Genomic DNA, 25,261 nt, shown 5'->3' with positions numbered 1-25,261 from the left:
GGCTTACTCCTTCAGGCGCGGCAGCGAGCTAAAACGGAACAGCTCAGACAGTCGGTAGCCGGTGTATCTACCCAAGGCTAATAGCAGAGCCAATACCAACAGCACCAGTTCAGGGAACACAAAGAACAGGTGCTCTACGTAGCGGTTAACCAGCAGCAGGTAACACACGGCGGCTACCACCAAACTGCCTGCACCTTGTTGGATAGCGTCGGCGGGGCCGTGCTCTTCCCATACTAAGGACATGCGCTCGATGGTCATGGCCAAGACCACGATAGGGAATAAACCTAGCGATAAACCAGCTTGTATATCTAACTGGTGTGAGAACACGGCAAGCAATGTCATCAGCACCACTACGATGGTGACGACGGCCGCTAATCGGGGGACCAATAAGAGCTTTAAGTGTTCCAGATAAAAGCGCAGCACTAAGCCCAAGGCCACGATAGTGCAGAACATCACTACCCCGTGTACAAGCTGCGTTTCACGGAAGGACAACGCAATCAGCACTGGCATGAAGGTACCAAAAGTACGTAAGCCAATGACGTTACGCAAGAACACGATCAGCAGTGTACCCAGAGGCAACAGCAGCAGGATGCGATAGGTGTTTTGCACATCAATAGGCAGTTCTCGCAGCGAGAAACTCAAGAAGCTGTCTTCTTGCTTTTGTGCAGCAGCTTGGCTGGCTGCCGTCATAGCATCCAGATAATTGCTACTGGTAGACCATGTCACCTTGCCTTGACGAGCGCGATCCAGTGTCAGTGGGCTTGAGCTATCGCCTACCCACCATACCAAGAAGTCCTCAGGGAAACCACGTTCACCCGTAGTAGGGTTTAGGGCTACCCATTCGCGGGTATTGTGGAATTGCAGCCAAGGTATGGCTGTTTGATGTTGGCTGCGATCAGTGAGGCTAAAGCCGTGCACCACACGAGCAGGAATGCGGGCGCCAGCTAGTAAATCAACAATCAGTTGTGTGCGCTCTAAGGAGCTTGCTGTGCGTGCTAAGAAAGCGGCCACATTTTCACTAGGCTGACTGCGGTTTACCTCTTGCACCAACAACGTACTAAAGGAGTCAATGTCAGCCGAGCGGCTACGAATGTCGTCTAGCAATGCATCGGCTGCTGTCGCTAAAGCGGGGGGCAGCTCAGGGCGCGCAGCGACGCCAGGGAAGCCTTGCTGTGCTGCAGGCTGATTATCACGTACCAACTGTACGCGGTAGTACAGGGTTTGTGGGCCTCCGGGACGACGTTGCGTCCATGTGGCAGTACGGCCGTCTTTGGTGGTTTGGGTGCTTAGACCATAGCCACGCGAAATAAAGCTTTCATCCACAATAGTGAAGCCGGGAGTGTAGTCGGGTAATTGCAGCTCTGCTTTGACCGAACTTCCCGAGGGCACAAAGTCCACATTGGCTTCCACGGTCCACGCCTCAACCTGACTCACAGGCATAAGCGGGAATTGCAGGACACTGACTTTATAAAAGAAAAGGCTGCAGGCAACAGCCAGCAGCACGAATACCAGCAATGGCAGGTGTAATCGTTTCATGAGGAAATATCAGCAAAAGACTAAATTAGGAAGCACTGGGGCAGCGAGGCTCGTGCATAAAGCGCTTGCCAGAGTCTATGAGAATAGCGCCACGCATGTGATTGCGGCCTACCAGTAGTTGATAGGTGAGTTCCGAGCGATCAACTAGAGACACATCTTCTAGGCGCTCGTGGGTGCCAATACACAGTGGTAGCTGTATCACAGGCCGGTTTTGGTGATTGCCGTCGTGTCGAACAATGCGCACATTGCGTTTGACAGGATATTCCAGCGCAATACGTTTTTCTTTGTCTTTGGGATCTACGACGTCAAAGCGTACCCAGTCTTTGCCATCACGTTCGAATTTTTCTATATCTAAAGCGTTCAGCGAGGACGTGGTTGCACCGGAATCTAGTCTGGCGTCAAAAACAAGGTCTGTGCCCGCGATTTGTACTTTTTCTACGTAGCCTGCAACTTCTAGTGCTTGTGTAGAGGTGGCAGAACTCGTAGTGGAAAATAGGCCAGTCATTAGCGCACATACAGTGAAAAGATGCTTCAGTGTACGGTGTGTGGCGTGTGTACGTGTTGTGTGAATCAACACTACCTCCTGATTTTTTTCAGCAAGTGGTTGATTTTAACAGATGATTTTCTGTAAATCAGAATGCACATCGTCAAATATTGATACGTTTTGTTTCTCAGGCGAGGCGGGTCACTATGGTTTGTTTCACTCAGTAGTATGATTAAAGGCTTGAGGGCATGACTATATAAGGGGAACACAACCATGAATCAGCTAGACTTGATTGGCAAATTGGGGTTGCAGACTCCTATTATTCAAGCGCCGATGGCCGGTGTAGCCACACCGGAATTGGCGGCTGCCGTTAGCAATGCGGGTGGTTTGGGTTCTCTGGGCTTGGGGGCCAGCTCTATGGAGCAAGCGCGGGACATGATTAGTGCCACGCGAGCACTGACCGACAAGCCCTTTAACGTTAATGTGTTCTGCCACAAGTCGGCACAATTCGACACAGCACGCGAAGAAGCGTGGATTCGTTACTTTACGCCGCACTTTGTGCGTTTCGGCGCGACGCCTCCTACATCATTGTCTGAGATCTATACGTCCTTCTTAGACGATCAATCCATGCAGTTCTTAATACTGGCCCAGCAGCCTGCTGTGTTGAGTTTCCATTTTGGTATTCCCGATGATGCGTTTCTTACCGCTGTTAAAGCGGCAGGCATTATTACTATGGCATCAGCCACCAGTTTGCGTGAAGCCAAGCTACTGGAACAAGCGGGCATTGATGTGATTGTTGCGCAAGGTATAGAGGCGGGCGGGCACCGAGGTATCATGGATACCGATAGCCAGGATGAGCACTTAAGCACAGCTGTACTGACTCGTTTGCTGGTTAAAAAATGCCATGCCCCTATTGTGGCTGCTGGTGGCATCATGGATGGTCAAGGTGCGCGCGCTATGTTGGATTTGGGGGCGGTAGCAGCACAGATGGGTACGGCCTTTATTCTGTGTCCCGAGTCTTCCGCGAATACCAGTTACCGAGAAAATCTACGTAGCGAACGTGCGGCATCAACACGTCTAACCACTGTGATGTCAGGGCGTCCAGCCCGTGGCATGTTGAATGAGTTAATTCAATGGGGTGATGCTGAAGACGCACCAGCCGTACCGTCGTACCCCTTAACCTATGATTTGGCAAAACAGTTGAATGCGGCTGCTGTAGCAAAAGGCAATTATGAGTTTGCTGCGCAATGGGCAGGGCAGGGAGCACCGCTGGCACGTGAAATGCCAGCGGCTCAATTGCTGCGTACACTCGCCAAAGAAATGGCTTAAACCCGTCCTAAGCTTTCGCCAGGAATAATCACGGTTTTGATGGGGAGTTCAATAGGCGGCGTGTGTCCCGCTAACAGCTCCAGCATCAACAAGGCGGCTCGTGAACCAATTTCATCCGCAGGGATGCGTATGGTAGTGAGTTTGGGATGCACCATTGTTGCCTCTTCCATACCGTCAAAACCAACGATAGACAGATCTTCGGGTACGCGAATGCCCAGCATTTGGCACTCGTACAGTGCGCCTATGGCTTGCAAGTCAGTCCCGCAGAACAGTACGCTAGGTCTGTCGTCTAGAGCCCATAACTCGCGTAAACCTTGACGCCCACCCTTGTACGAAAAGGGCTGTATGGTCATCCATTTTTCTGGCACTTCTATGCCCGCGTGTGCGGCGGCAGTCAAAATGCCATTGCGACGACCACGAGATCGTTCGTTATTTTCGATGGGGCCACCACAGATAGCGATGCGTGTGTGGCCGTGTTTGAGCACGTATTGAGCCAACTCATAGGAAGCGTCGAAGTTGGATATGCCCACGCAGTAAGGGTAGTGGCTATCGTCCACCGACCACGTCAGCACATAGGGCATATTTAACTGCGATAGTATAGAAAACACTTCTTCGCTGTGATCCGTACCCACCATAATGATGCCGTCCACACCGCGTTCCAAGGTGGCTCGCACAATGGGTAGTTCGTCTTGAGTGTGATACTCGTGACTGGCAATCAGCAGTTGGTAACCCCTATCCCATAAGGATTGCTGCATAGAATGGGTAGATTGCGCAAAGATGGGGTTATTCAGCGTAGGGTAGATTGCGGCAATGGTGTGCGTGCGCCTAGAGGCTAAGGCGCGGGCAGAACCATCACGTATATAACCTAGCTGTGAAACGGCTTGGTTTACTTTTTCTAAGGTGGTGGGTTTGACTTGCTCAGGTACAGAAAGAGCACGCGAAGCACTGCCTAGCGAGACGCCTGCCAGCTTGGCTACGTCAGCCAGAGTAGGCTTTTTAGTACGGGAAAGTCTGTAGTTCTTATTCATTGACAAGGATTTTAGTGGTTGTAATAATGAGCAGCAAATGAATTGAAACGCTTCAAATTATAAATGAGCTAGTATCCATCTTAACTGCTCTTTTTTTATAGACATCATTTGAAGCGCTTCAAATAAGGAAACTAGTGATTTGTTTGGCGTAACGCCACAAGTTAGTGTTGATAAAGGAGACAGTATGCGTTTCAAGAAAGTAACTTCCTTGCTGGCAGGAACCGCCGCGGTGCTGGCTATGTCCTCTGCAGCAATGGCAGCAGAAGAAATTCGCATGGGTGCTTTGTATCCCTTCAGCGGAGCGTTGGCTCAGTTGGGTGATGAAAGCTATAGAGGCCTGGAATTGGCCGTCAACGAACGTAACGCGCAAGGCGGTGTACTGGGCAAGCAAATCAAATTGGTGAAAGCCGACGCGGTGGATGCTAACCAAGCCGTAGGTGAAGCCCGTCGTTTGACGTCCGTAGAAAACGTGGAAGGCGTTTTCGGTAGTTTCTCTTCTGCATTGTCCTACGCTGCGACACAGGTAACAGAACTGGCTGGCGTACCGTACTTTGAGTTGGGCGCGGTGTCTGACAGCGTGACTGACCGTGGTTACCAAAACATTTTCCGTAGTAACTCCACCGCTAGAGACTTTGCATACGCAATGGTTGATGCGGTGCAAGATGTGATTGCTCCAGAGCTGGGGGTAGACCCTAAAAGCCTGAAAGTGGCGATCATTCACGAAGACGGCTTGTACGGTAAAACACTGGGCGGCTTCCAACAAGAACGCGCTAAAGAGTTGGGTTTGGACGTAGTAGAAGTGCTGCCTTACTCGGCTAAAGCGGTGGACTTGTCTGCGCTTATCCTGCGTTTGCGTGGTGCTCAGGCAGATGTAGTGCTGCAAACTTCGTACCAGAACGACACTATCTTGTTCTTCCGTCAGGCTAAATCTGCTGGCTACAAACCTAAAGCGGTATTGGGCGCAGGTGGTGGTTACTCGTTGACTGACACAGCTAAAGCATTGGGCGACACCATCGAAGGTGCGTTTGATGTGGACTTCCCTCAGTACAACACCAACGAAGCGGGTGCTCCTGGTTTGGGCGCTTTCGTAGAAGCCTACAAACAGCAGTACAACAGCGAGCCACGTTCCGGCCACAGCTTGGCTAACTACGTGGGTGCCGTTGCTTTCTTCGACATCATCGAACAAGCCGGTTCCATGGATGCAGACAAAATCCGTGAAGCGGTACTGGCATACAAAAAACCAGTAGGTTCTACCGCAACAGGTTGGGGCTTTGACTTTGCAGAAAACGGCCAGAACACAGCAGCGACAACGACGCTGATGCAATGGCAAGATGGCAAATTGTTAACCGTGTGGCCAGAAGCCGCCGCCGTAGCAAAACCCATTGTTAATAAGTAATGCATGAAACGTCTGCCCGGCTCACAAAGCCGGGCATGACGATGGAAGGAAGCTGCAATGGATATTTTTCTGCAACTGGTGATCAACGGCCTGCTATTGGGCGGCGCGTACGCGATTATCAGTATCGGCTTGACGCTGATCTTTGGTGTGATTCGAGTAGTGAACTTTGCCCACGGCGAGTTCTTGATGGTGGCTATGTATGCTGCCTATTTGTTCTCAACGCAATTGGGTTGGCACCCTTATGTGGCCGTAGTACCTATTGCGATCTTATTGTTTGGCCTGGGCGCGTTAATGCAGCGTGCCATTATTCAACCTCTGCTTAGTGCAGATGGGCACATTCAGATTTTTGCGACCGTGGGTGTATCCACGGCATTGATGAACCTGGCATTGCTGGTGTTTGGCGCTGACGTATTGGCGATTCAAACCGACATAGGTACAGGCACGATCTTCCTGGGTGGATTCAGTATTGGCATAGGCCCGCTGATTACCTTGATTGTGGCGTTGTTATTGGTAGGGGGCATGCACTGGTTCCTGAAACATACCTACTTAGGTAGAGCGTTCAGAGCCGTAGCACAACACCAGTACGCGGCATCGTTAATGGGTGTGAACGTACCAGTAATTTACGTATTGGCGTTTGCCATTGGTTCAGCCTTTGTGGGGGTAGGTGGTGCGTTGCTGGCTCCGCAATACCCTGTGTTCCCCACCATTGGTAGTTACTTTGTACTGACCGCCTTCGTGATCGTAGTGCTGGGTGGTATGGGTAGCTTGACCGGGGCGTTGTTCGGCTCGTTACTGATTGGTTTGGTAGACAGCTTGGCTGGCTACTACGTTGCGCCGGACCTTAAAGAAGTGGTGTATTTCGCCATCTTTATTTTGATTCTGGTCTTCCGTCCTACTGGCCTGTTTGGGCTAGGACGAGGTTCTGAGTAAACCGGGCAAGAGAGGTTTTACGTGTTTCCTGATATTCGACAACCACGGGTTTATGTGGGCTTGCTCTGCCTTGCGCTGCTGCTCGTCATCCCGCTAATTATTCAGTCCCCCTTTGTGTACCACTTGTTTGTGCTGATTTGCGTCTATGGCGCATTGGCGACGGCATGGAACATCGTTGGGGGCTACGCAGGCCAATTGTCGCTGGGTCATGCCGTGTTCTACGGTGTGGGTAGTTATACCGCGACCTTGTTGGTGATTAACTTCGGCATTACCCCATGGTTAGGTATGTTTGTGGGTGCAGGTATTTCGGCATTGGTAGCCGTGATGATTGCGTACCCAACCTTCAGACTGCGTGGGCCATTCTTTGCCTTGGCGACCATCGCTGTATTGGAAGTGTTCAAGCTGTTGACCGTGCACCAGTCCGACTGGACCGGTGGTGCAGCCGGTTTGAGCGTGCCACTGAACATCGGCCTTGAATGGATGATTTTCCGTCAGAAATGGGCGTACTTGTTGGTCGCGTTTGGCATGCTGGTAGTGGCCATCTGGGTGACGTGGTGGATTCGTCACTCTCGCTTGGGCTTCTACTTGGTGGCTGTGCGTGAGCGTGAATTTGCTGCACCTGCGGTAGGTATTAATACCATTAACGTCAAACTGAGTGCAGCGGTGATTTCTGCCATGCTGACCAGTATCGTGGGTTCATTCCACGCGATGTACCTGACCTTTATTGAGCCATCTGCGGCCTTCTCGCTAGAACTGTCTATTCAGATTGCGATGTTTGCCTTGATCGGTGGTTTGGGCAGTGTAGTGGGACCATTGGCCGGTACGATTTTGGTAGTGCCTATTGCTGAGCTGGCTCGTGGCTGGTTAGGTAGCTTCGGCAGTGGTATGCACGGCTTTATTTATGGTGTGGTGCTGGTGGTTGTGGTGTTGACCATGCCGCGCGGTATTGTGGGCCAATTCGGTAATTGGGCGTTGAAGTTTATCGACCGCTTGCCTGGGCCACGCAGCAAAGTAGTACCCGCTGCAGCCATGCCTGAGAAAAACTCCGCGCATAAAGGTGAGCCTATCCTCAAAGCTGAACACCTGAACAAACACTTCGGTGGGTTGCACGCAACCAATGACGTATCGCTGACCTTGCACGAAGGTGAGATTCTGGGTGTGATTGGGCCTAACGGCGCGGGTAAAACCACCGTCTTTAACCAGCTGTCTGGTTTCATTATTCCTGACAACGGTACCGTTAGCGTACGTTTGGAAGATGGCACATGGGTACAACCTCGCACACCGCAAGACTTTGCTAAAGCGGGTGTGGGTCGTACGTTCCAGATTGCTCAGCCATTCTCTGGTTTGAGCGTATTGGAAAACATCATGCTGGGTGCATTCATGCACACCACCGACAAACGTGAAGCGGAAGCGATTGCTAGACAAGTAGCTGAGCTGACCGAACTCACCGCCAGCTTGGATTCCGAAGCACGCAGTTTGACTATTGGTGGCCTGAAACGACTGGAAGTAGCACGTGCCTTGGCAACACGCCCACGTATTTTGCTGCTGGATGAAGTGATGGCAGGTTTGAACCCTACCGACGTGGAACGAGCCATCAACATGGTGCGTCGTATCCGTGATTCGGGCGTATCGGTTCTATTTATTGAGCACTTGATGCAAGCAACGATGGCACTGTCTGATCGCGTAGTGGTGATCAATGTGGGACAAGTGCTGACTGGTGGTGCACCAGAAGAAGTGGTCAACGACACGCGAGTGATTGAAGCGTATCTAGGCAAGGAGTATCTACGTGCTCAAAATTCATGATTTATATGCAGGCTATGGCAAGAGTGAAGTCTTGCAAGGCGTATCGCTAGAGGTACCAGAAGGCAAAATTGTCACGCTAATTGGTGCTAACGGTGCAGGTAAAACGACGACACTCAAAGCCTTGTGCGGTCAGTTGAAATGTCGCGGCAGTATCTCGTTCCAGGGGCAAGAAACTAATGGTTTGGCCCCTCACGATATCGTGGATCTAGGCATCACCATGATTCCCGAAGGCCGCCAACTGTTTCCTTTTTTGTCGGTGAAAGACAATCTGCTGATGGGGGCGTATCGCAAGAAAGCGCGTCCTGTAGTGGCCGAGCGCTTGGAAGAAGTGCTGGAACTGTTCCCTCGTGTACGCGAGCGTTTGGATCAGTTTGCCGGTTCGCTGTCTGGTGGTGAACAACAGATGGTGGCGATTGCGCGCGGCATGATGGCATGCCCTAAATTGCTGCTGTTTGATGAGCCATCGTTGGGCTTGTCACCGCTGTTAGTAGAGCAAATGTTCGACGTGGTGCGTCGTGTTACCGAGCAGGGCATAACGGTGCTGCTGGTAGAGCAAAACGTTTTCCACACCTTGCGTTTAGCGGATTACGGTTACGTGCTGGAAAACGGCAGCATTGTGTTGTCAGGCACAGGGGAAGAGTTGTTGGGCAATCCCCATGTGCGTCGCGCCTATTTGGGGCATTGATAAAGCAGGAGCAGTTGATGAGAAGTATGCAAGTGTTGGAGTTTGGGCAACCACTAGTGCAAACCGAAAGCGCTGTGCCCGTACCCACAGGCAAAGAAATCTTGCTACGAGTCAAAGCGGCCGGTGTGTGTCACACCGACCTGCACCTCTGGCACGGTGGTTACGACTTAGGTCATGGCAAACGCTTGTCCATGGCTGAACGTGGTGTGAAGTTACCGCTGACCATGGGCCACGAAAACGTGGGCATGGTGATAGCAGTAGGTGAAGAAGTACGTAACGTAAAGGTAGGCGATGTGCGCTTAGTCTACCCGTGGAATGGTTGTGGCCATTGCGAAGTATGTTTGGCAGGTCAAGAAAACTACTGTCTCACACCTTGCACCGTAGGGATTAACCGTCCCGGTGGTTATTCAGATCATTTGGTGGTGCCTGATGAGCGTTATTTGGTTGACCTGAAAGGGGTGAGTGCCATTAAAGCAGCACCCTTGGCATGTTCTGGTTTGACCTGCTATTCAGCATTGCGCAAATTCAATCAAGCACGCTTGCAGCGTAATCACATGGTGATTATTGGTGCGGGTGGTTTGGGCTTGATGGCCTTGGCACTGTTGAAGGCTATGGGCGGCAAAGGCGCGGTAGTGGTTGAGCCTGATGCGACCAGACGCCAAGCGGCAGTGGATGCAGGCGCGGTAGCTGTCGTAGACCCGAATGCGGAAGATGCGGCCCAGCAAATCCAAAAAGCAGTGGGTGGTGCGGTATACGACGTGTTGGATTTTGTGTCTAACCCGCAAACCACAGAGTTGGGCTTTAACGTGGTGACCAAAGGTGGCCACATGGTGCTGGTAGGGTTGTTCGGTGGTGCGGCTCCGTGGCCGCTGCCATTGATCGCCATGCGCGCTATTACCATTCAAGGCAGTTATGTAGGCTCGTTGGGTGAGCTGCAAGAGCTGGTGGAGTTGGTAGCTAAAGAAAACCTGTCGTTGATCCCCGTGACTACATGCTCACTGGATGCGTTGGGTCAGGCCTTGCAAGATTTAGAGCAAGGCAAAATTCTGGGTCGTATGGTGATGACACCTGAGGCCTAAGAAAGCCTAAGGGGCTAAGGCGGCTAGGCTGTCTTAGCCCTTTTTCAAATACACGTGCAATCGCTGTGCAGCATTTTGTAAATGCGTTTCAGCTGCGGTAGCGGCGGCATCGGGGTCTTGTTCTTCAATCGCTTGCAAAATAGCCTGATGTTCCTGCTGCACCGTTTGGATCAGATTATGGTGGTAGGTAGCGGTATGCTGCCGTGCCTGTCTAATGAAACGTCTGGCGTGCTGCTCTAGGTATTCATTAAGCTGAATGAAGTGGGGGTTGTGCGTAGCGTCCACGATGGCTTGGTGAAAGGCATAATCTTCTTCGTCACCCGGTAGGTCGCTCAAGATGGCGTATTCCATCGCGATTAAGGCACGCCGTATGCTTTTCAAGTCGTCAGGGGTACGGCGCATGGCGGCATAACGCGCGGCTGATCGTTCAAATACCTGAATCAACTCTAGCGTATGCGCTAGGCCTTCGGCATCGTGAAGTTCGGTATAAGGCAGTCTAAAGCTTTGTCTGCTGCCTCGTTCGCTCACAAACACCCCTTTGCCTTTGTGTGATACCACAAGGCCCTCAGACTTCAATTGCGACAAGCCTTCACGCACCACAGGGCGACTCACACCAAACTGCTCGCACAGTTGTTTCTCACTGGGTAGTTTGTCGCCAGGTACCAAAGATTGGTTGTTGATCTGTTCAGCAATCCACGTTACCAGCGGAGCGCTGAGTGACGGGCTGGCATCAGGAGTAGGTGATGTGTCCATAGTGTGGCGGTAAAGGTGGATGATGCAACGTTATTGTACAAGTCTGCTTTGTTTTTCTGGGCGTAAGGCGATGTACAGGTGGCGAAAAGCCAGTAGCGATTGACAAGCGTTTTTAGCCAAGCATAGAATGCTTTGTCCTGTCTGACAGGTTTTATATCCTATCAGTTAGGTTGGTTTGAATCAATGTGGATGAGAGTATGAGCAATCAAAATACAGTAGCGCAAACGGACTCAGCTTCGTGGGCACGTTACGCTGACCTGAAAGACAAGGTAGTTGTGATTACCGGCGGCGCAAGCGGCATAGGCTTTTCCATGGCCCAAGCCTTTGCTTATAACGGCGCTAAATTGGCGTTGGTGGATATAGATGCCAAGGCCTTGGCAAAAGCGCGCGATACGCTGTTGGGCGAGTATCCACAAATGGCTGTGGCCGTATACACCTGCGCGGTAAACGATCAAGCTGGCGTACAAGAGATGTTTGCCCAAATCCAGCAAAGCTGGGGGCGAGTCGATGTACTGCTGAACAACGCGGGTATTTCCATGAATACTCCTACGTTGGAGTTGTCGGGTGACGATTGGCGTCGTGCGATGGACATCAACGTGAATGGCGTTTTCTATTGTGCTCAAGAAGCGGCGCGCTGCATGGTAGAACAAAAGCAGGGCGTAATTTTGAACATGTCGTCCATGTACGGTGTGGTGGCTGCTCCCCAACGTGCGGCGTATTGTGCGAGCAAAGCGGCTGTGGCTATGTTGACCAAAGTATTGGCCAACGAGTGGGGTGAGCACGGTTTGCGTGTGAATGCGATTGCACCCGGCTATGTGCGTACAGCGTTGGTAGACGATTTGGTTGCACGCGGCAGAATGGATCTAGATGCATTAACTGCACGCACGCCTTCCCGTCGTTTGGGTACACCAGAAGAAATTGCGGCATTGGCTATTTTCATGGCCTCTGAACAAGCTGCTTTCATGAATGGTCATGTGGCTGTGGCAGATGGTGGTTGGTCAGCATACAGCTACATTTAATGAGCGATGCTCACGTAACGTACAGTGTGAAAGTTGCGTGAGCTTTGTACTATGTACGCTCAAAGCAGATCAGCGTATGATAAAGTTTTATTTTTTTGAAGCGCTTCATTTAATGGGTTGAGGCTTTTGTTTTGCCAAAAATATGAAGCGCTTCAAATTTGAGGAGACAGACATGGACAAGAAAATGAAACGTGTAGAACACGGTGCTGGCGGTGATGTAGAGGTTCTGCATCTGGTGGATGCAGATATCCCAGTCGCTGGTGCGGGTGAAGTACTGATTAAAGTGGCCTACGCCGGTGTGAATCGCCCCGACGTATTGCAGCGCAAAGGTTTATATCCACCACCAAAAGATGCATCGCCTTATTTGGGCTTGGAAGTATCGGGTGAAGTGGTTGCCTTGGGTGAGGGCGTGAGCCAATGGAAAGTGGGTGACAAAGTTTGTGCATTGGTGCCTGGTGCGGGTTACGCCGAATACTGCGTTACCGATGCGCGTCATTGTATGCCTGTGCCTGCTGGCTTGAGCATGTTGCAAGCTGCCGCATTGCCCGAAACCTATTTAACCGTATGGACCAACGTTTTTGAGCGTGGTGGGTTGAAAGCCGGCGAAACCTTCTTAGTACATGGTGGTTCCAGCGGCATTGGTTTGACGGCTATTCAATTGGCCAAAGCCTTTGGTGCGCGTGTATTCACGACGGTAGGGAATGCAGAAAAAGCAGAAGTATGTCGTGCACAAGGTGCAGACATTGCCATCAACTACCGCGACGAAGATTTCAGCCAAGTGGTGCAGCAACACACTGATGGTCAGGGTGTAGAGCTGATCCTAGACATGGTAGGTGGTGACTACATCACGAAAAACGTGGCGTCATTGGCCTTGGAAGGTCGCTTAGTGCAGATCGCTTTCTTGCAAGGTAGCCGTGTAGACATGGACTTGATGCCCATCATGCTGAAGCGTTTGACGGTCACCGGCTCTACATTGCGTGCGCGCAGTAACGAACAGAAAGCCACCTTGGTCAATAATTTAGTAAATGCGGTGTGGCCGTTGCTGGAAGCCGGGAAATGCTTGCCGGTTATTCATGCCGAGTACACGCTTAGCGAAGTACAAGCCGCACATCGCTTAATGGAAAGCAGCCAGCACATTGGCAAAATTATGATGAAAGTAGAGGAATAGACCATGCAGCATCAAGATAGAGTAGTAGTGGTCACAGGTGGTCTAGGCGGTATAGGCAGAGCCATTGCCGAGCGCTATGTGCAAGACGGCGCCAGTGTAGCGATTGTAGATATGGATGCAGCGCGTGGCGAAGCGTTGTGCGCTGAATGGAAAGCGGCTGGTCACAAGGTGGCTTTTGCTGCGGCAGACGTGGCGGATTACCAAGCCTGCGAGCGTGCAGCAGACCAACTGCAAAGCGTGCTGGGGCCTATTGATACCTTGGTGAATAACGCCGGAATTTCCCCTAAGCATGATGGCCACCCTATGGCTTTCTACAAGATGGACCCGGCTGAATGGAATCGCGTGATGAACGTGAATCTGAACAGTGCGTTTAATTGGTCCAGAATTCTGACTCCCGGCATGGTAGAGCGCAAATTTGGTCGCATAGTGTCTATGTCATCGGTAGCGGGTAAAGCCAATATTGTGGACATCGTGGCGGCTCACTACAGCACTACCAAAGCAGCATTAATAGGTTTCACACGCCACTTAGCAGGTGAGTTGGGCCCACACGGTATCACTGTGAATGCGTTGGCTCCAGGTCGTATCAATACCCCGTTGCTGAAAACAGTTGTGAGCAGTGCCAATGAAGAAGTGGTGCAGGAAACGCCGTTGCGCCGTTTAGGTGAACCCGTAGAAGTGGCGGATGCTTGCTTGTTTTTGACCTCGCCCAGCGCGGCGTTTATTACCGGGCAAGTGGTGGATGTGGCCGGTGGCTGGATGTTGACCTAAGGAGACCATGGTTATGCTGATTACAGGAAATACCCGTTTATTCGCCATCTTGGCTGACCCTATCGCCCAAGTACGCACACCGGAAGTGTTGAATGCGTACTTTGCTGAGCACCATGTAGATGGCGTGTTAGTGCCTATGCATGTGCCAGCAGACAAACTATCTATCACTCTGGATGCCATACGTGGCATGAAAAACATGGGTGGTTGCATCATTACTGTGCCCCATAAAAATGCGGTGGCTGAGTTGTGCGATGTATTGGGGCCTACCGCTAAAGCAACCGGTGCGGTGAACACCGTGCGACGCTTGTCTGATGGACGCTTGTACGGCGATATGTTTGACGGCGCTGGCTTTGTGAGTGGTTTGATTAGTCAAGGCCACGACCCCAAAGGTAAACGTGTGTTGCTGGTCGGCGCAGGTGGTGCATCAGGAGCGATTGCGTTTGCGTTGGTTCAAGCAGGAGTAGGCGAACTGGTGATTACCAATCGCACCTTAAGCAAGGCCGAAGAAATCGCCACTCGCATCAAGAGCATCGTGGCTGATGCCCCAGTGCGTGCGGGTGATAGCGATGCGCAAGGCTACGATATCGTGGTGAATGCCACCTCGCTGGGTATGCGCCCTGAGGATGCCTTGCCGCTGGATGTGAATACCATTGCTAGCAGTACGTTGGTCGCAGAAATTATCATGAAACCAGCATTGACCCCTCTGTTAGACGCAGCACAGCAAAAGGGATGTACCGTGCACTTTGGTCGTCATATGTTGGATGAACAAGTGCGATTGATGGCAGAGTTTATGCTGGATACCGCCGATCATGTCTGATGCCAACCAAAGCTTCGATTATGTAGTGGTAGGGGGTGGTACAGCCGGATGTATTCTGGCTAACCGCCTAACAGCCAACGGACGCTATAGCGTGTTGCTGCTAGAAGCTGGCGGGCAAGGTAAAGGTTTTTGGATTCCTATACCTGCTGGGTTTAGCAAGCTGCTGACCAACCCTAAATTCAATTGGCGTTTTTCCACAGCCCCCGAAGAAAGCACCTTAAATCGAGTGATTGCCGTGCCACGTGGTAAAGGCTTGGGTGGGTCAACGCTGATTAACGGCATGATTTATGTGCGTGGCCAAGCACAAGATTACGATCATTGGGCAGAGCTAGGCGCCTCGGGTTGGGACTTCCAATCCGTAGAGCCTTACTTTCGCAAGTTGGAAACCTACGCACAAGGTGGCGAAGGGCGCGGTACCGATGGCCCTATGCATATCTGTGAGGTCACCGAGCGCCATACCTTATCCACAGCCTTGCTGGATGCGGCTCAACAGGCAGGCCAGCCGTTAAATGCTGACTACAACAGTGGGGACCAAGAAGGGTTTGGTTATTACCAAGTAGCGCAACATAAAGGGCGTAGATGGAGTGTAGTGGATGGCTATTTAGCCCCCGCTCAGCAGCGCTCCGGTTTAACCGTGCGTACCGATACGCATGTGCTGAATCTAGAAATAGACGAGCAAAAACGTTGTACCGGTGTGCGCTACGTGCATAACGGACAGACAGTTACCGTGAAAGCCAAGGCGGAAGTCATTTTGGCCGCAGGTGCTGTGCAGACTCCACAAATCCTTGAGCTGTCGGGTATTGGTAAGCCTGATGTATTGCAGAAGATAGGTGTGCCTGTACGTCATGCGTTGGAAGGGGTGGGCGAGAACTACATCGATCACTTCTGCACGCGTATGAATTGGCGCGTGAAAGGAACCGACTCACTGAACGAGCTAACACGCGGTATGTCGTTAGTGTCGGCTGTGGGCCAGTACTTTACACGTCGTACCGGGATTCTGACTCTGGGTACAGGCTTGGTGTTTGGTTTTGTAAAAAGCCGCCCAGAACTGACCGCCCCTGACGTGCAGTACTTCTTTATGCACGCCAGCTATGCCAATGCAGCGGAACGTAAGCTCGATAAGCTGCCGGGTATGACGTTAGGTGTGGCACAGTTGCGGCCTAAATCGCAAGGCAGTATTCATGCGCAATCGTCCGATCCCTATATGCAACCTGCCATCAAACCTAACTTCTTAGCTGTTCAAGAAGATCAAGACAGCTTGATTGGGGGGATGCAAGTCGCCAGAAACATCATGGGGCAACCGGCAATGAGTCGCTATATAGAGCAGGAAATGGCTCCAGGTAGTGCGGTGCAAAGTCATGATCAGTGGTTGAAATTTGCTCGTGAAAACGGCCAAACCATTTATCACCCTATTGGTACATGCCGTATGGGGACGGATGATAACGCCGTGGTAGACCCAAGCCTGAAAGTACGTGGGCTGCAAGGGTTACGTATTGTGGATGCGTCTGTGATGCCTGCGATGGTTAGCGGTAATACGCAAGCGGCGGTGATGATGGTGGCTGAGAAAGGGGCGGATCTGATTTTGAAGGATGCGCGCTAACAGTTGTATTGGTTGTGTCTCGATGAATGCCTCAGCAAGTGTTAGTGGTGCATGCTGACAGGGCATTCATCGCACATGCTGGGGGACTGCAGGAATACTTTTTGTGATTTGAGACACCAAATCAAAAAAGTTTCCTCTCCGTCCCCCGATTGTTGTGAGTGTGTGAGGTTTACAGCCCTTTCTTGAGTAATGATGGCTTTATGTTTGTGACGCCCTGCGTAGTGTCTATAGCTTGCTAAAGTGGCTGCAGGAATACTCTTTCATCCGCCCCAGAAATACTCATGAACCACAGCAGCAACCACTCCAAAATCGTGGCAAGCGATGAAGGGAAAACGGAGGAAAGTGTTTTTTTATTTGGTATACAAATTAAAAAATACTTTTCGCAGTGCTAGCTACTGCAGCCAGTGGTGAGCATGTTGAGACTGTATTCAGCGCCTGCGCTGGGGATTGCAGAACTAGCTACGGCAGCCAGTGGTGGGTATGTTGATGCTGCATTTTCACCCCTACTTGAAACCGCACACTTACACCCCTGCTTGAAACGGCATACTTAAGCCTCTACAGCCCGCTTTCTCGCCAGATAAATCGCCTCATGATTCTTATCTGCCCACTGCACTAATTGCTGCATAGGCACCAAAAACGAACTCCCCAAATCCGTTAGCGCGTACTCCACCCGTGGTGGTACTTCTGGATATTGTGTGCGGCTGATGTAGCCATCACTTTCTAAACGTTTTAGTGTCCGCGATAGCACTTGTCTGGAAATATCACCTATTTCACGGTGTAGTTCGTTAAACCGCAATATGCGGTTTTTTAAGGCCTCTAAAATCAGCAAACTCCATTGGTCGCCGATGCGATCTAACACATCACGAATGGGGCAAGGCTGGTCAAATTCAATATGCTGTTCGCTTTTTTCAGACATGGTATGTGCTCTTGCTAACAGGAGGGTCACGTTGAGGTGACTGAGGCACGTTGGTGTGACTTCTTGTTCCTGATCGGGGAGGAGTGTAGCATTCTTAGTGTTATAGGTCACTTTTAGTGACCTAGTACTCATTTTGGATTAAAGGAGCGGAATATGGCACATATTGCATTATTGGGTGCAACAGGACAGGTGGGCTCACGCATTTTGCAAGAGCTAGTAAATCGAGGTCACACCGTGACTGCGATTGCCCGTCGTCCTGAGCGTGTACCGGCGTTGTCTGGGGTGACAGCGAAAGCGGGGGATGTGAAGGATATAGAGGCGTTAACACAGTTGTTGACGGGGCATGATGTTGTGATCAGTGCGATTAAGTTCCTAGACAGTGATACCCATACCTTGATTGCTGCAGTACAGGCTGCCGGTGTGCCACGCTATTTGGTGGTAGGTGGCGCGGGCAGTTTAGAGGTGGCTTCGGGTCAGCGTTTGGTGGACCTTCCCGCATTTCCTGAGGAATATAAGGCTGAGGCGATTAAAGGCGCTGAGTTTTTGGATTTGTTACGTAGAGAGCAAGCTTTGGACTGGAGTTTTTTATCGCCTTCAGCTGAGTTTGTACCAGGTGAGCGTACAGGGGTATTTAGAATTGGTGGCGACCAGTTGCTGCATAGTGACGAGGGTAGCCGTATTTCCTTTGAGGACTATGCGATGGCATTGGTCGATGAAGTGGAGCGCCCAGCGCATTCACGACAACGTTTCACAGTAGGGTATTAATTAGGGAGTAATGATGACTACATGGCGTTATGCATTTTCTACAGCAGCCGTGGCGGTGGCCGCAGTGCTCGCAGGGGTATCGACCGCAACAGTAGCGGCTGAGCCTACGCTGGCCTCTGCTGTATCAGCCAACCCTGCACAGCACGCTACTTTAAGCATTGAGCCTTTTAATTGGGGTGATGAGGCTATCTTTGCAGTGTCGTCAGTGTTGGTACAAGGTAAAGATGAAGCCATTCTGATTGATGCGCAGTTTTCAGCTACCGAAGCGAAGCAGTTAGTCGAAAAGATTAAAGCGACTGGAAAGCGCTTGAGCACTATCTATATTAGTCATGGTGATCCTGATTATTACTTTGGGCTGGCAACCTTACATGCGGCTTTTCCGGATGCACGCATCGTCGCCACACCAGCCACTATCGCTCACATTGAAGCCACCAAAGATGACAAGCTAGCGTTTTGGGGGCCGAAAATGGGGGATGGAGCGCCCAGTCAGTTGATTGTGCCCCAACCTTTAGAGGGTGATACGTTGCTGTTAGAGGGGCAAGAGCTCACCGTGGTGGGGCTAGATGGTCCTACACCTGATCGTACGGTGGTGTGGATACCTTCTATTAAAACCGTGGTAGGTGGGATTCCAGTGATGTCTGGCGAGCATGTGTGGATGGCTGATACCCAAACGCCTCAATCACATGCAGATTGGTTGGCAACATTGGAGAACATCAAAGCGTTAGCGCCGGATGTGGTGATCCCAGGCCACTATATGGGGGCGTTACCTAAAGGTGTGGATGCAGTCACTTTTACGGCGGATTACATACGCGCTTTTGATGAAGAAGCCGCTAAGGCGAGTAATTCACCAGAGCTTATCGTCGCCATGAAGCAGCGCTATCCTGCATTGCTGGGTGATGATTCGTTAGTGTTAAGCGCTGCTGTGGCCAAAGGTGAGATGCAGTGGCCGTAATCGTTACACCGTAGCAAGGCAGAGTTTCAGATATACGCTTGTCGTTCGTGGCCTGAAAGTATGGGTAACGACGGACGCACTGCTCACGTCTATCTTCAATGCTGATGTATAGCCCTTATTGAGTAGGGCGAAGCATCAGCATTTTTTATGTGACTACGTTAAAGGAGTAGGTTTTTTGAGTGTTGCTAAGGTTTTGTTTCATAATGATTTTCATAGATATGACTCTAGAGAAACGCGTATTTTCGTGGCCAGTTTTTTCCTATGATTATGCCGCTTTGGTTATGCTGAACTGGACTGAAATTGATTTATTGATATAATGATTAGCTCTAGAATGATTCGGAGTCAAATGATTATGTTAATAAATAAAATCCTGAAGCGTCTAAGTGTTGCAATGGGTACCGCTGTTTTTGGCCTAGGGTTATTGGGAACTGGCAGTGCCTATGCCCAAGACAAAGGTACCGTGCATTTGGCCTATGTAGAATGGTCCTCTGAAGTAGCCTCCACCAACGTGATGCGCGTATTGTTGGAACAGGCTGGTTACGATGTAAAAATGAGCTCACTGACCGGTGCCGCAATGTGGCAAGCCGTAGCAAACGGTGATGCTGACGCCATGCTGGCAGCGTGGTTGCCTACTACCCACGAAGATTACTTCGAGCAATTGGGTGACAAAGTTGAAGACTTAGGTCCAAACCTCGATGGCACTAAGTTGGGCTTGGTTGTACCTGCCTACACAGAAATCACCTCTATTGAAGAGCTGAACGACAACGCCAAGAAATTCAATAACGAAATTATTGGTATTGACCCCGGTGCTGGTCTGCAACGTCTAACCGGTGATGTAGTGGATCAATATGGTTTGAAGCTGCGTTTGCGTGATGGTACCGATGCCACCATGACAGCAGCATTGGCGAATGCTATTCAAAACAAAGAAGATGTAGTGATTACTGCGTGGACACCACACTGGATGTTTGCCCGCTGGGATCTGAAATATTTAGAAGATCCTAAAGGTATTTACGGTGGTGCAGAGCAAATTCACACCATTGCACGTAAAGGTCTGAAAGACGAAAAACCAGAGGCGTATGCGATTTTGGATGCCTTTAACTGGACTACCGATGACATGGGCGAAATCATGTTGATGAACGAAGAAGCCGGTAGTGACCCGTATGAAAATGCCAAAAAATGGGTAGAAGCTAACCCAGAAAAAGTACAAGCCTGGATGCCCGCTACTGAGTAAACCACATCGTGGTGAACCAGTAATGTCGCTATAGGCACAAGGCCGGGCGCATTGCGACCCGGCCTTGTACTTTTCAATTACAGTAAAAGAGGAACGGATGACGAATAATCGAACTGTAAAAATCAAAGTCCGTCAGTTAAGTAAAGTGTTTGGTGCTAATCCTGAACGAGCACTGGCTTTACGCAAGCAGGGTAAGAAACGCCCTGAAATTTTTGAACAAACTGGCCAAACCCTAGGGTTGTACGACATCAACTTTGATGTGTACGAGGGTGAGCTGCTAGTGATTATGGGTCTGTCTGGGTCGGGTAAGTCCACGCTAATCCGCTGTTTGAATAGGCTGATAGATCCTACCGAAGGTCAGGTAGAAATAGCAGGGCAAGACATCACTAAACTCTCTGAAAAAGAAATGCTGGCAGTACGCCGCCAGCATTTCTCTATGGTGTTTCAGAACTTTGCCTTGTTTCCACACCGAACTGTGCAGCAAAACGTAGAGTTCGGGCTAGAAATACGCCACATGGAAAAAGAAGAGCGTGGTCGTATTGCCGTTGATGCTCTAGAGCAAGTGGGTCTTAAAGGCTGGGAAGACTCCTATCCCTCACAGTTGTCTGGTGGTATGCAACAGCGCGTAGGTATTGCGCGAGCGCTGGCGAATGACGGCGGTGTGTTGTTGATGGATGAGGCCTTTTCGGCGTTGGATCCATTGATACGTAAAGACATGCAGCAAGAGCTGCAAGAGCTGCAGTACCGCACGCGTAAAACCACCATTTTTATCACGCACGATTTGGATGAGGCACTTAACATTGGTGACCGCATTATCTTGCTGAAAGATGGTGAGATCGTGCAAGAAGGTACGCCTGAAGAAATACTCAGTAAACCAGCCGATGACTACGTGGCTCGCTTTATTGAAGGTGTGGATAAAGCACGAGTGCTGACCGCAAGTAGCGCCATGCGTTCTTCACGCGTGACCGTGCGCCCTGATGATGGCCCACGTACTGCCTTGCGCAAAATGAGTGAAAACAGTATCGACTCGGTGTATGTGACCACCCGAGATAGACGTTTAATAGGGCTGATTGAAGCGGCGGTATTGCGTAAAGCCATACAAGAGCAGGCACAAAGCATACAAAACTATATAGATACTGACATTCCTAAAGTAGGGCCGGACGAACCGTTGAATCAGTTATTTGGTTTGTTCGACCGCAGTATCCCCGTCGCCGTAGTGAACGATAAAGAACAGTTATTGGGCGTGGTAGTGAAAGGTGCCGTGTTGGATGAGCTGGCTAAAGCAGGAGAAACCTCATGATGAGTAGTATTCCACCCTTACCCCTCAGTCGCTGGATTGAGCAGGGGTTAAACTCGCTGACCTCTAGCTATTCTGGCGTCACCCGTAGCGTGTCACGCTTTACGCAAGATGGTATTGATCTACTGAACGATGGCTTGCTGGCCTTGCCAGAGTGGTTGCTGATTGCGGCCTTTGCTTTGTTATGTTGGCGTGCATCGGGCTGGCGTTTAGCCATAGGTGCTGTGGCAGGTTTGGGCTTGATCTGGAACCTAGGCTTGTGGGTGCCCATGATTCAAACCTTAACGCTGGTAGTGATTGCCACATTAGTCGCTATTGTGATCGCGCTACCTATTGGTATCGTGGCGGCCTTATCTAACCGCTTATATAAAGTGGTGATGCCGCTATTGGACTTCATGCAGACCATGCCAGCGTTTGTGTACCTGATTCCAGCCATCCCGTTTTTTGGTATAGGTGCGGTATCGGCCATTTTCGCCACGGTGATTTTCTCTATGCCGCCCGCGATACGCCTAACGATCTTAGGTATACGCCAAGTGCCAGAAGACCTCATCGAAGCCGCTGATGCCTACGGTGCAACACGCCGCCAAAAACTGTTTAAAGTGCAGTTGCCCTTGGCCTTACCTACCATCATGGCCGGTGTAAACCAGACCATTATGTTGGCCTTATCCATGGTAGTGATTGCCGCCATGATTGGTGCTGATGGTTTAGGTAGTGAAGTATGGCGTGCGATTCAACGACTACGCTCTGGCGATGGTTTTGTCGCCGGTATTGCCGTCGTGATTCTGGCCATGTTGCTAGATAGACTGACGCAATCTTTGCAAAAGCGCAGCAGCAACAAGAAATAAGCAGTAAGCGATATAAAAAAGGCTTGGAACTACCCAAGCCTTTTTTGTGCCCATAGCCCCTGTCATCATCACTATAGAAAGGGCGGTAAACCTATCAGTAATCCGAATACTCGGGGGCGGAGAGAAAGCTTTTTTGATTTGGTGTCTCAAATCACAAAAAGTATTTCTGCAGCCCCCAGCGCAGACAATGAATACTACAGCGACTTAAACGCCTCAGCCGCCAACGTATACGAATGCAAACGCGCCTTCTGATCGTAAATATTGCTGGTGACAATCAACTCATCGGCTTGGGTATTCACCAGTGTTGCGTGAATTTTCTGACGAACGGTGTCAACATCACCAATAGCTGTGCAGTGCATCATGTGTTTGATCAGTTCTTGAGCTTGTGGGCTGGCGTTATCCATATAACCAGGCGCAGGAGGTGGCAAGGTAATAGGTTTGCCTGAACGCAGGCTCACAAAAGATTGCTGCCACGATGTGGCAAGGTCTTCTGCTTCGGCGGTAGTATTGGCAGCAAAGATATTAAAGCCCAGCATCAAGTACGGTTTATCCAAGTATTTGGATGGGCGGAAATGCTGTCTATAGACCTCGCAGGCATGGGCCAACTGAGCAGGCGCAAAGTGCGAAGCAAATGCATAAGGCAGCCCCAACGCCGCGGCCAATTGTGCGCCGTACAAGCTACTACCTAAAATCCACACAGGTACTTTACTGCCCTTACCGGGCACGGCCAGTACAGGTTGCTCAGGTTCGTCAGACATGTAGTCCATCAGTTCCAGTACATCGCGTGGGAACTGCTCGGGGTCAGAGTTTAAGTCTCGGCGTAAGGCTCTAGAGGTAATTTGGTCAGACCCTGGCGCACGGCCTAGCCCTAAATCTATACGATCTGGGTACAGGCTTTCCAACGTACCAAATTGCTCAGCAATCACCAGTGGTGAGTGGTTAGGCAGCATGATGCCACCAGCACCCACACGTATGCGTTGCGTTTGCGAGGCCACATGGCTGATCAAAATCGACGTAGCAGCACTGGCAATACCAGGCATGCCGTGGTGTTCAGCTAACCAATAGCGACTAAATCCTAATTGCTCACAGTGCTGAGCCAGCTCAGCGGCACGTAAGAAAGCATCTCTGGCGGTACCTCCTTGAATAATAGGAGCTAAATCCAGTACAGAGAAAGCGGCACGAGTAGACATGTTGGTGAGTCCTTGTAACAGACAACGATACCCATATCATAGGGCAGTTAAAACCCGTTATGATGGCGACAGGTCATGTTTATTTTGGGAGCTACGTGAATGAATGAAACACAGCTAGTCGACAGCACAACGTTATCCTTACTGCAAACGTTTGGCATCAACCTGCTTGTGGCCGCACTGATTTTGATTGTGGGGTGGTGGTTGTCGTCGGTGGCAGCTCGCTTCTTGCGCAAGTTCTTGACGCGTATGCCACACATGGATCGCACCGTGATCCCCATGCTCACCATCGTGCTGCAATGGTTTATACGTATTATTGTGCTGATTGCCGTATTGGCGCGCTTTGGGGTTCAAACCACCAGTATCGTTGCCATGTTGGGTGCGATGGGTTTGGCAGTGGGCTTGGCCTTGCAAGGTACACTACAAAACGTGGCATCGGGCATTATGCTGCTGATTCTGCGTCCTATCAGCGCGGGTGAGTTTGTGTCTGTAGTGGGTAAAGGTGACGGTACTGTAGATGAAGTAGGTTTGTTTCTGACACGCTTCATCCAAGTAGATGGTATTGAATTCACTCTGCCTAACAGCTCAATCTGGGGCAGCGCCATCATCAATTACAGCCGCAACAAAACCCGCCGCATGGATGTGGAAGTTGCCGTACGTTATGGCGATGATTTGGATAAAGCCATCAGTATTTTGAGACAGATGGTAGAGAACAATGAAAACGTACTCAAAGATCCAGCCCCTCAAGTTATGGTGACGCAATACAAAGATAGCGCAATTGTTGTCACTGTACGTGTGTGGAGTCAGGTCGAGAAATTCTGGGATCTGCGTTTTGAGTTACTGCGTAGAGCACCGCAACTGTTGCAAGACGAAGGTTTGCGTATTCCCGTACCCGTACGTGAAATCAGTGCACCTAACGATGCAGAAAAAGCCAGTGCGTAATACGACGATGTAACGTCGTGATACACAAAAACCCGCCCTATGTAGGGCGGGTTTTTTTATGCATGACATACAAGAGGTGTACAGGACTACGAGTAAGAGGTCGCGTGAGTGGGGCGTAAACAGGGTGTAGCAGTGATCTAGAAAAATCGTTGTTTTTGGCTGATATCACCAATTTCAGTGATATCGCTACAGGGATGAACTTATTAGAATCCGGGGGAATAGATGGTTAATAAGTGTTAAGGGCAGCCGCCCAAAGCGATCTACAACAAAAATTGGGAAGAAACAGTATGAATCACATTTATAAATCGCTTTGGAGCATGGCCTTAGGCACGTGGGTGGCGGTGCCAGAAAATGCGCGTAATCACCAGGGGAGTACGGCGAGTAGTGCCGCGAGCTTAGCCACAACTAGGCCTGTGTGGCGTAAGCATAGTCTTGCACTTGCCATTGCTATAGCGTGGGGTAGCTTGGTAGCGGCTCCAGCGCATGCAGAATGTACACAGGCAGGCCCTGGAGTAGTAATGTGTAGCGGTTCGGTCGCGGGCTACGAATCATCAAATAATAATCTGAGTCTTAGTATAAGGACTACTACAACGGTGACTCCAAAGGAGAATGCAGGGTATGCAATACAACTTACCGGCACTGGCGTTACGCTTGAGAACAACGGCAACATAAATGCTAGTGTGCCGAAGCTTAAGCCTGTTGTGGGTGTGCAGATTGAGAACCTTGCTGGG

The 25,261-nt window shown here is 50.6% G+C and carries 23 protein-coding genes and 1 pseudogene; 18 read left to right on the top strand and 6 right to left on the bottom strand.

Annotation, left to right across the window (positions count from 1 at the left end):
* Nucleotides 1–3: 3 nt before the first annotated feature.
* Together ACLO87_RS15505 and ACLO87_RS15500 are read right to left on the bottom strand one after the other, a co-directional pair.
* On the bottom strand, nt 4–1,536 hold the full coding sequence (locus tag ACLO87_RS15505) for a UUP1 family membrane protein (RefSeq protein ID WP_430224186.1): 1,533 nt from the start codon (nt 1,534–1,536) through the stop codon (nt 4–6).
* A 25-nt stretch (nt 1,537–1,561) separates the two neighbouring features.
* A complete protein-coding gene (locus ACLO87_RS15500) occupies nt 1,562–2,041 on the bottom strand; it encodes an ATP-dependent zinc protease family protein (RefSeq protein WP_135864066.1) in 480 nt (159 codons plus the stop codon).
* Nucleotides 2,042–2,293: 252 nt separating this feature from the next.
* Here ACLO87_RS15500 and ACLO87_RS15495 point away from each other — a divergent pair, with 252 nt between their 5' ends.
* Complete coding sequence (locus ACLO87_RS15495; protein ID WP_135864064.1) at nt 2,294–3,349, top strand: NAD(P)H-dependent flavin oxidoreductase; 1,056 nt, start codon at nt 2,294–2,296, stop codon at nt 3,347–3,349.
* On the opposite strand, the gene ACLO87_RS15490 is transcribed toward ACLO87_RS15495, so the two are convergent.
* On the bottom strand, nt 3,346–4,377 hold the full coding sequence (locus tag ACLO87_RS15490) for a LacI family DNA-binding transcriptional regulator (RefSeq protein WP_430224185.1): 1,032 nt from the start codon (nt 4,375–4,377) through the stop codon (nt 3,346–3,348). The genes ACLO87_RS15495 and ACLO87_RS15490 overlap by 4 nt on opposite strands.
* Nucleotides 4,378–4,561: 184 nt before the next feature.
* On the opposite strand from ACLO87_RS15490, the gene ACLO87_RS15485 reads away from it, so the two are divergent.
* From ACLO87_RS15485 to ACLO87_RS15465, 5 genes are read left to right on the top strand one after another with little or no spacing between them, the layout of a single operon-like run.
* Complete coding sequence (locus tag ACLO87_RS15485) at nt 4,562–5,773, top strand: ABC transporter substrate-binding protein (RefSeq protein WP_135864060.1); 1,212 nt, start codon at nt 4,562–4,564, stop codon at nt 5,771–5,773.
* A 57-nt stretch (nt 5,774–5,830) separates the two neighbouring features.
* Nucleotides 5,831–6,703 carry a branched-chain amino acid ABC transporter permease gene (locus tag ACLO87_RS15480; protein WP_135864058.1) on the top strand — a complete coding sequence of 291 codons (873 nt, stop codon included), beginning with the start codon at nt 5,831–5,833 and terminating at the stop codon, nt 6,701–6,703.
* A 21-nt stretch (nt 6,704–6,724) separates the two neighbouring features.
* Nucleotides 6,725–8,506 carry a branched-chain amino acid ABC transporter ATP-binding protein/permease gene (locus ACLO87_RS15475; RefSeq protein ID WP_135864056.1) on the top strand — a complete coding sequence of 594 codons (1,782 nt, stop codon included), beginning with the start codon at nt 6,725–6,727 and terminating at the stop codon, nt 8,504–8,506.
* Nucleotides 8,490–9,191 carry an ABC transporter ATP-binding protein gene (locus tag ACLO87_RS15470; protein WP_135864054.1) on the top strand — a complete coding sequence of 234 codons (702 nt, stop codon included), beginning with the start codon at nt 8,490–8,492 and terminating at the stop codon, nt 9,189–9,191. Before ACLO87_RS15475 ends, ACLO87_RS15470 begins: the two co-directional genes overlap by 17 nt.
* A 17-nt stretch (nt 9,192–9,208) precedes the next feature.
* Entirely contained in the window at nt 9,209–10,270 is a 1,062-nt protein-coding gene (locus tag ACLO87_RS15465; protein ID WP_135864053.1) for an alcohol dehydrogenase, read from the top strand.
* Between the two features lie 33 nt (nt 10,271–10,303).
* On the opposite strand, the gene ACLO87_RS15460 is transcribed toward ACLO87_RS15465, so the two are convergent.
* Nucleotides 10,304–11,023, bottom strand: coding sequence for a FadR/GntR family transcriptional regulator (locus ACLO87_RS15460; protein WP_135864051.1), 720 nt, complete (start codon nt 11,021–11,023; stop codon nt 10,304–10,306).
* Between the two features lie 197 nt (nt 11,024–11,220).
* On the opposite strand from ACLO87_RS15460, the gene ACLO87_RS15455 reads away from it, so the two are divergent.
* From ACLO87_RS15455 to ACLO87_RS15435, 5 genes are all read left to right on the top strand, one after another.
* Nucleotides 11,221–12,042, top strand: coding sequence for an SDR family NAD(P)-dependent oxidoreductase (locus tag ACLO87_RS15455; RefSeq protein WP_430224184.1), 822 nt, complete (start codon nt 11,221–11,223; stop codon nt 12,040–12,042).
* Nucleotides 12,043–12,214: 172 nt separating this feature from the next.
* Nucleotides 12,215–13,210, top strand: coding sequence for an NAD(P)H-quinone oxidoreductase (locus ACLO87_RS15450; RefSeq protein ID WP_430224183.1), 996 nt, complete (start codon nt 12,215–12,217; stop codon nt 13,208–13,210).
* 3 nt (nt 13,211–13,213) lie between these two features.
* Complete coding sequence (locus ACLO87_RS15445) at nt 13,214–13,978, top strand: SDR family oxidoreductase (RefSeq protein WP_135864045.1); 765 nt, start codon at nt 13,214–13,216, stop codon at nt 13,976–13,978.
* Between the two features lie 13 nt (nt 13,979–13,991).
* Nucleotides 13,992–14,795: a shikimate dehydrogenase family protein gene (locus ACLO87_RS15440; RefSeq protein ID WP_430224182.1), complete on the top strand. Its 804-nt coding sequence runs from the start codon at nt 13,992–13,994 to the stop codon at nt 14,793–14,795.
* Nucleotides 14,788–16,395, top strand: a complete 1,608-nt coding sequence (locus ACLO87_RS15435) for a GMC family oxidoreductase (protein ID WP_430224181.1) — start codon at nt 14,788–14,790, stop codon at nt 16,393–16,395. The genes ACLO87_RS15440 and ACLO87_RS15435 overlap by 8 nt, the downstream gene beginning before the upstream one ends.
* A 547-nt stretch (nt 16,396–16,942) precedes the next feature.
* On the opposite strand, the gene ACLO87_RS15430 is transcribed toward ACLO87_RS15435, so the two are convergent.
* Nucleotides 16,943–17,311 carry a winged helix-turn-helix transcriptional regulator gene (locus ACLO87_RS15430; RefSeq protein WP_430224180.1) on the bottom strand — a complete coding sequence of 123 codons (369 nt, stop codon included), beginning with the start codon at nt 17,309–17,311 and terminating at the stop codon, nt 16,943–16,945.
* Nucleotides 17,312–17,464: 153 nt separating this feature from the next.
* On the opposite strand from ACLO87_RS15430, the gene ACLO87_RS15425 reads away from it, so the two are divergent.
* The 5 genes from ACLO87_RS15425 (at nt 17,465) to ACLO87_RS15405 (ending at nt 22,401) form a co-directional block, all read left to right on the top strand.
* Nucleotides 17,465–18,076: an NAD(P)-dependent oxidoreductase gene (locus tag ACLO87_RS15425; protein WP_135867058.1), complete on the top strand. Its 612-nt coding sequence runs from the start codon at nt 17,465–17,467 to the stop codon at nt 18,074–18,076.
* 10 nt (nt 18,077–18,086) lie between these two features.
* Entirely contained in the window at nt 18,087–19,028 is a 942-nt protein-coding gene (locus tag ACLO87_RS15420) for an MBL fold metallo-hydrolase (protein ID WP_430224179.1), read from the top strand.
* Between the two features lie 352 nt (nt 19,029–19,380).
* Nucleotides 19,381–20,259 (top strand): glycine betaine ABC transporter substrate-binding protein, encoded by an 879-nt coding sequence (locus tag ACLO87_RS15415; RefSeq protein WP_135864668.1) that lies wholly within the window; start codon nt 19,381–19,383, stop codon nt 20,257–20,259.
* A gap of 97 nt (nt 20,260–20,356) precedes the next feature.
* Nucleotides 20,357–21,559, top strand: coding sequence for a quaternary amine ABC transporter ATP-binding protein (locus ACLO87_RS15410; RefSeq protein WP_135864666.1), 1,203 nt, complete (start codon nt 20,357–20,359; stop codon nt 21,557–21,559).
* On the top strand, nt 21,556–22,401 hold the full coding sequence (locus tag ACLO87_RS15405) for an ABC transporter permease (RefSeq protein WP_135864664.1): 846 nt from the start codon (nt 21,556–21,558) through the stop codon (nt 22,399–22,401). The genes ACLO87_RS15410 and ACLO87_RS15405 overlap by 4 nt, the downstream gene beginning before the upstream one ends.
* A gap of 194 nt (nt 22,402–22,595) precedes the next feature.
* On the opposite strand, the gene ACLO87_RS15400 is transcribed toward ACLO87_RS15405, so the two are convergent.
* Entirely contained in the window at nt 22,596–23,591 is a 996-nt protein-coding gene (locus ACLO87_RS15400) for an LLM class flavin-dependent oxidoreductase (RefSeq protein WP_430224178.1), read from the bottom strand.
* Between the two features lie 99 nt (nt 23,592–23,690).
* Here ACLO87_RS15400 and ACLO87_RS15395 point away from each other — a divergent pair, with 99 nt between their 5' ends.
* Entirely contained in the window at nt 23,691–24,530 is an 840-nt protein-coding gene (locus tag ACLO87_RS15395) for a mechanosensitive ion channel family protein (RefSeq protein ID WP_135864660.1), read from the top strand.
* A 287-nt stretch (nt 24,531–24,817) separates the two neighbouring features.
* Nucleotides 24,818–24,919: pseudogene (locus tag ACLO87_RS15390) on the top strand (ESPR domain-containing protein); the annotation flags it as partial.
* Nucleotides 24,920–25,261 lie beyond the last annotated feature (342 nt).

Origin of the sequence: Paenalcaligenes sp. Me52 (assembly GCF_050487965.1) — a bacterium.
Lineage (GTDB): Bacteria > Pseudomonadota > Gammaproteobacteria > Burkholderiales > Burkholderiaceae_B > Paenalcaligenes.
Note: the sequence above shows the minus strand (reverse complement) of the source record. Positions and strands in the feature narration are given on the sequence as shown.